Annotated in this window: 6 protein-coding genes; 5 read left to right on the top strand and 1 reads right to left on the bottom strand. The window is 65.9% G+C overall.

Going from position 1 to position 4,247, the window contains the following annotated elements; genetic code table 11:
- Together rplM and rpsI are read left to right on the top strand one after the other, a co-directional pair.
- A partial coding sequence (gene rplM, locus JNL31_RS10200; protein WP_294972915.1) for a 50S ribosomal protein L13 occupies positions 1-398 on the top strand: 398 nt, incomplete at its 5' end.
- A gap of 2 nt (positions 399-400) precedes the next feature.
- Positions 401-883 (top strand): 30S ribosomal protein S9, encoded by a 483-nt coding sequence (gene rpsI, locus JNL31_RS10195; RefSeq protein ID WP_294972913.1) that lies wholly within the window; start codon positions 401-403, stop codon positions 881-883.
- A gap of 151 nt (positions 884-1,034) precedes the next feature.
- Here the strand turns inward: rpsI and JNL31_RS10190 are convergent, their stop codons facing one another.
- On the bottom strand, positions 1,035-1,238 hold the full coding sequence (locus JNL31_RS10190; RefSeq protein ID WP_294972912.1) for a DUF1127 domain-containing protein: 204 nt from the start codon (positions 1,236-1,238) through the stop codon (positions 1,035-1,037).
- 91 nt (positions 1,239-1,329) lie between these two features.
- Between JNL31_RS10190 and JNL31_RS10185 the strand changes: the two genes are divergently transcribed.
- The 3 genes from JNL31_RS10185 to JNL31_RS10175 all read left to right on the top strand — a co-directional run bounded on the left by JNL31_RS10185 (position 1,330) and on the right by JNL31_RS10175 (position 4,142).
- Positions 1,330-2,733 carry a PLP-dependent aminotransferase family protein gene (locus JNL31_RS10185; protein WP_294972910.1) on the top strand — a complete coding sequence of 468 codons (1,404 nt, stop codon included), beginning with the start codon at positions 1,330-1,332 and terminating at the stop codon, positions 2,731-2,733.
- Between the two features lie 123 nt (positions 2,734-2,856).
- A complete protein-coding gene (locus tag JNL31_RS10180) occupies positions 2,857-3,117 on the top strand; it encodes a hypothetical protein (protein ID WP_294972908.1) in 261 nt (86 codons plus the stop codon).
- Positions 3,118-3,272: 155 nt separating this feature from the next.
- The gene (locus JNL31_RS10175; RefSeq protein WP_294972907.1) at positions 3,273-4,142 is read left to right on the top strand and encodes an ABC transporter permease; all 870 of its coding nucleotides are present in this window, start codon (positions 3,273-3,275) and stop codon (positions 4,140-4,142) included.
- The last annotated feature ends 105 nt before the right edge of the window (positions 4,143-4,247 follow it).

Here is a 4,247-nt window from a genome sequence, read left to right as displayed (position 1 = left end):
TCGTTCTGGGCCGCCTCGCCACGATCGTCGCCAACATCCTGCGCGGCAAGAACAAGCCGACCTTCACCCCCCACATGGACATGGGTGACAATGTCATCGTCATCAACGCCGACAAGGTGCAGATGACCGGCAAGAAGCGCGACGACAAGGTCTACTACTGGCACACCGGCCACCCGGGCGGCATCAAGCAGCGGACCGCACGTCAGGTGCTGGAAGGCGCCCACCCCGAGCGTGTGGTGGAAAAGGCCGTCGAGCGCATGATCACCCGCAACCGCCTGGGCCGTCAGCAGATGACGAACCTTCGTGTCTACGCTGGTGCCGCGCACCCGCATGAGGCGCAGCAGCCGACCGTTCTGGACGTCAAGGTCCTGAACCCGAAGAACACCCGGAGCGCGTGATCATGGCCGATATCAAATCTCTCGATGACCTGAAGTCGGCTGTCGGCTCCGCCCCTGCCGCCGTGGAAGCCGCGCCCCGCGTGGCCGTCCGTGACAAGCTGGGCCGCTCCTACGCGACCGGCAAGCGCAAGGACGCGGTCGCCCGCGTCTGGGTCAAGCCGGGTTCCGGCAAGGTCGTGGTCAACGGCAAGGAAATGGCGGTCTACTTTGCCCGTCCGGTGCTGCAGATGATCCTGAAGCAGCCCTTCACCGTTGCCAATGTGGAAGGCCAGTTCGACGTCTATGCGACCGTTGCCGGTGGCGGGCTTTCGGGCCAGGCCGGTGCGGTGAAGCACGGCATCTCCAAGGCCCTGCAACTGTATGAGCCCGCCCTGCGCGGCGCGCTGAAGGCGGCAGGTTTCCTGACCCGCGACAGCCGCGTCGTCGAACGGAAGAAGTACGGCAAGCCGAAGGCCCGCCGGTCGTTCCAGTTCTCGAAGCGCTAAGATCATGCGCAGGGTGCGCTATAGCGCACCACTTGCGAAGGCCCGCCCATCCGGCGGGCCTTTTGCTTTGGTTTCGGGCAAAAAAGAAGGGCCGGGAAGTCCCGGCCCAGTCAGGGGTAAGAGCGAGAGAGTCGCTCGGGGAATCCGGCGGTCAGGGACGCCAGAAGGGCTTGGCGCATTCGTCCCGGGCGGTGTCCACATCGACGCCGATGTCCCGCAGGAGATGCGCATCGAGGTGGCCGAGCTGCTGGCGGTTGCGGCGGCGGTCGGCGACCGTGGTGACGAACTGGATCAGGCGCGCGACGACACCGGGACGGGCGCGCAGGGGAAGGGTCTGGACATGGGTCTGGGGCATCTTCGCCACCTTTGATTTGTGTTGATACAATTCGCCGTAGTTGGTAGATACATTGTATCAATGTCTCGCAATGAGTCGCCAGAGGATTATTGTGACTGATACAAATTGGGCGCCTGATCTGAGTCAATTTCCGGGACCGAAGTATCTGGCCCTGTCCCGCGCCCTGCGGGACTCGATCAGAAGCGGCGATCTTCCGGCGAATTCGCAGCTGCCGACGGTGCGCGACCTGGCCTGGCGGCTGCAATTGACGCCCGGCACGGTCGCACGGGCCTACCAGCTGGCGACGCAGGAAGGGCTTCTGGCGGCCACGGTGGGGCGGGGGACCTTTGTCGCGGCACAAACGCCCCGTTTCGGACCGACGCAGCCATTGTATGCAGAACGCATCACCGGCGGGGCGACCGGCCTTGTCGACCTCCGGGCCCCGCAGGTGCCGGACATGGGGCAGGGCGAGGCGTTCCGGCGGGCGCTCCTCGATATGGCCGACAGCACCGATCACGGCTGGCTCGACTACACCAGCCAGACCGGCGAGGCGAGCCTTCGGGCCGAGGTCGTTGCCTGGATGGGCGACCGCGTCCTTGGCCCGATCGGCCCCGAGGACGTGGCGCTGACCCATGGCGGGCAGAACGCGATCCACCTGATCTTCGACTGCTGCCTGCGCGGCGAACGCCCCGTCGTGCTGATCGAGGACCTGGCCTATCCCGGCTTCCGCTACGCCGCCCGCGCCGCCCGGGCCGAGGTCGTGCCGGTCGAGATCGACGAACATGGCATCGTGCCGCAAGCGCTGGAGGCTGCCTGCCGCCGCCACGGCGCGCAGGTCCTGTGCCTGACGACCGAGGCGCAGAACCCCACGACCGGCCGGATGCCGGTTGAGCGGCGGCAGGCCATCGCCGAAATCGCCCGCGCCTACGACCTGCAGATCCTGGAAGACGACTGCTATTCCGTCGCCGTCTCCGACATCCCCTGCCTGCGCGCGCTGGCGCCGGAGCGGGTTTGGCTGGTCGGTTCCGTCTCGAAGACCCTCTCCGCCGCCCTGCGGTTCGGCTATGTGATCTGCCCCGCCGGCATGGGCGAGGCCGGGCGCCTGACTGCGCAGCATGGCTTCTTCGCGCTGTCCCGCCCGGTGGCCGACCTGATGCTGCGGCTCTTCCAGTCCGGCGATGCCGCCCGCATCCGCGAGAAGGTCCAGGCCGAATTCGCCACCCGGCAGCAGATCCTCGTCAACCAGCTTGGCGCCTTCGACCTCGGCTGGCAGCCGGGCGTGCCCTTCGTCTGGCTGCGGCTGCCCCTCGGCTGGCGTGCCTCGACCTTCATCCGCACGGCGGAAGCCCGCGGTGTCCTGGTCCGGTCCGCCGACGAATACGCCCTGGTCCACGGTCGCGCCCCGAACGCCGTCCGCATCGCCATCGCCGCGGGTCTTCCGCGCGACGCCTTCGCGACCGCGATGCGCACGCTGGCCGACCTCCTGGCCCGCCCGCCTTCGGATCTTCTGGTGTAGGGAAAACCGCACCTGTTGCAGAAGGGACTCGCTCACGCGGATTTGCCCGGCCCCCCGGTTGACCGAAGGGCACCGGCTGGTCGAAGCTGACGCCCACGAGCAGTTAAAAAAGAGAGCCCGAAAATGGGACTTCAGCATGCCTTTCACGCGCCGCACGGCGGCGCGGACTTTCTTGGTTGGCGCAAGACCCGCCAAGGTGCGACCGAAATCGTCTATGATGACGGCGTGGCCCGGCGCATGGTCTGGCGCGTGGCCAGCACCGACCCCTCGGAAGCCCGCATCGCCGATGCCCTCCGCGTCGCGGTCGGCGCGATCCGCATCGTGCCCACGCTGCACGACGAGCTGAAGAAACGGGCAATCGCGATCGAACGCGTCGCCGGCTGATCCCGGTTCACGACGGGCCCGCAATCCCCCCGGCGTTCCCGCCGGGTGGGCTTGATTTCATCCCGAAACAATGTCCCTCTTGCCTGACCGCGATCATTCGGTCTAGATTTGATCAAATGACAAGGCTGCCGAAGTGCGGTCGGACAGGGGGAAAGATGGCTGCAACGCCAAGTTCCGAGGCCAGATCCGGCCTCAAGCTGATTTCGCCGCCGGTGTTCTACGCGATTCTGATGCTGGCCGCGCCCCTGGCCACGGTGCTGATCTATTCGGTCATGACCGGCGAGAAGGGCGCCGTCTCGCTGCCGTTCACGCTGGACAACTACTACGAGCTGTTCACCAAGCCGGTCTATCGCGCGCTGATGTGGCGCTCGCTGATGATCTCGTTCTTCGTGACGGCCGCCACCGTGCTCTTGGCCTATCCGGTCGCCTATTTCGTCTCGTTCCACGTCTCGCCCTCGCGCAAGTCGCTCTGGCTGTTCCTGATCACCATCCCGTTCTGGACCAGCTACATCATCCGCGTCTCGCTGTGGCGGACGATCCTCGGCTATGACGGAATCCTCGATTCCATCGTGATGGGCCTTGGCCTGACGGACACCCAGCTGAACGTGCTGTCCTATGGTGTCGTCTCCATCATCATCACGCTGGCCCACGCCTATGCGCCCTTCGCGGTGCTGCCGATCTTCGTGAGCCTGGAAAAGGTCGACCGCAGCCTCCTGGAGGCCGGGCAGGATCTGGGCGAAAGCCGCTGGATGACCTTCCTGCGCGTGACCCTGCCCCTGTCCTTGCCGGGGGTGATCGCGGCGGTGCTGATCGTCTTCATCCCGACGGTGGGCGACTATGTGACCCCCGAACTGATCGGCGGCGGCAAGACGCCGATGATCGCCAACCTGATGGAAACCCAAATGCTGAAGCAGCGCGATCAGGCCATGGGCTCGGCCATCGCGGTCGCGGCGATGACCATCGTCGCCCTGATCTCGATCGCCTTCGTCCTGTGGAACCGTCGCTTCCTGGGAGGCCGCAAATGAAAAAGGGCTCGGGTCTCACCGTCTACGCGATCTTCTACCTGATCTTCCTCTATGCCCCCATCGCCATCCTGCCGGTCTTCGCCTTCAACAACTCGCAGGTGGTGG

The organism is Tabrizicola sp. (genome assembly GCF_016792905.1).
In the GTDB taxonomy this organism is placed as follows: domain Bacteria; phylum Pseudomonadota; class Alphaproteobacteria; order Rhodobacterales; family Rhodobacteraceae; genus Tabrizicola.
Note: the sequence above shows the minus strand (reverse complement) of the source record. Positions and strands in the feature narration are given on the sequence as shown.

What these genes read in the sequence shown, in the direction of transcription:
- rpsI (WP_294972913.1), top strand. Translation starts at nt 401, where the DNA reads ATGGCCGATATCAAATCTCTCGATGACCTGAAGTCGGCTGTCGGCTCC.
- JNL31_RS10190 (WP_294972912.1), bottom strand. Translation starts at nt 1,238, where the DNA reads ATGCCCCAGACCCATGTCCAGACCCTTCCCCTGCGCGCCCGTCCCGGT.
- JNL31_RS10180 (WP_294972908.1), top strand. Translation starts at nt 2,857, where the DNA reads ATGGGACTTCAGCATGCCTTTCACGCGCCGCACGGCGGCGCGGACTTT.
- JNL31_RS10175 (WP_294972907.1), top strand. Translation starts at nt 3,273, where the DNA reads ATGGCTGCAACGCCAAGTTCCGAGGCCAGATCCGGCCTCAAGCTGATT.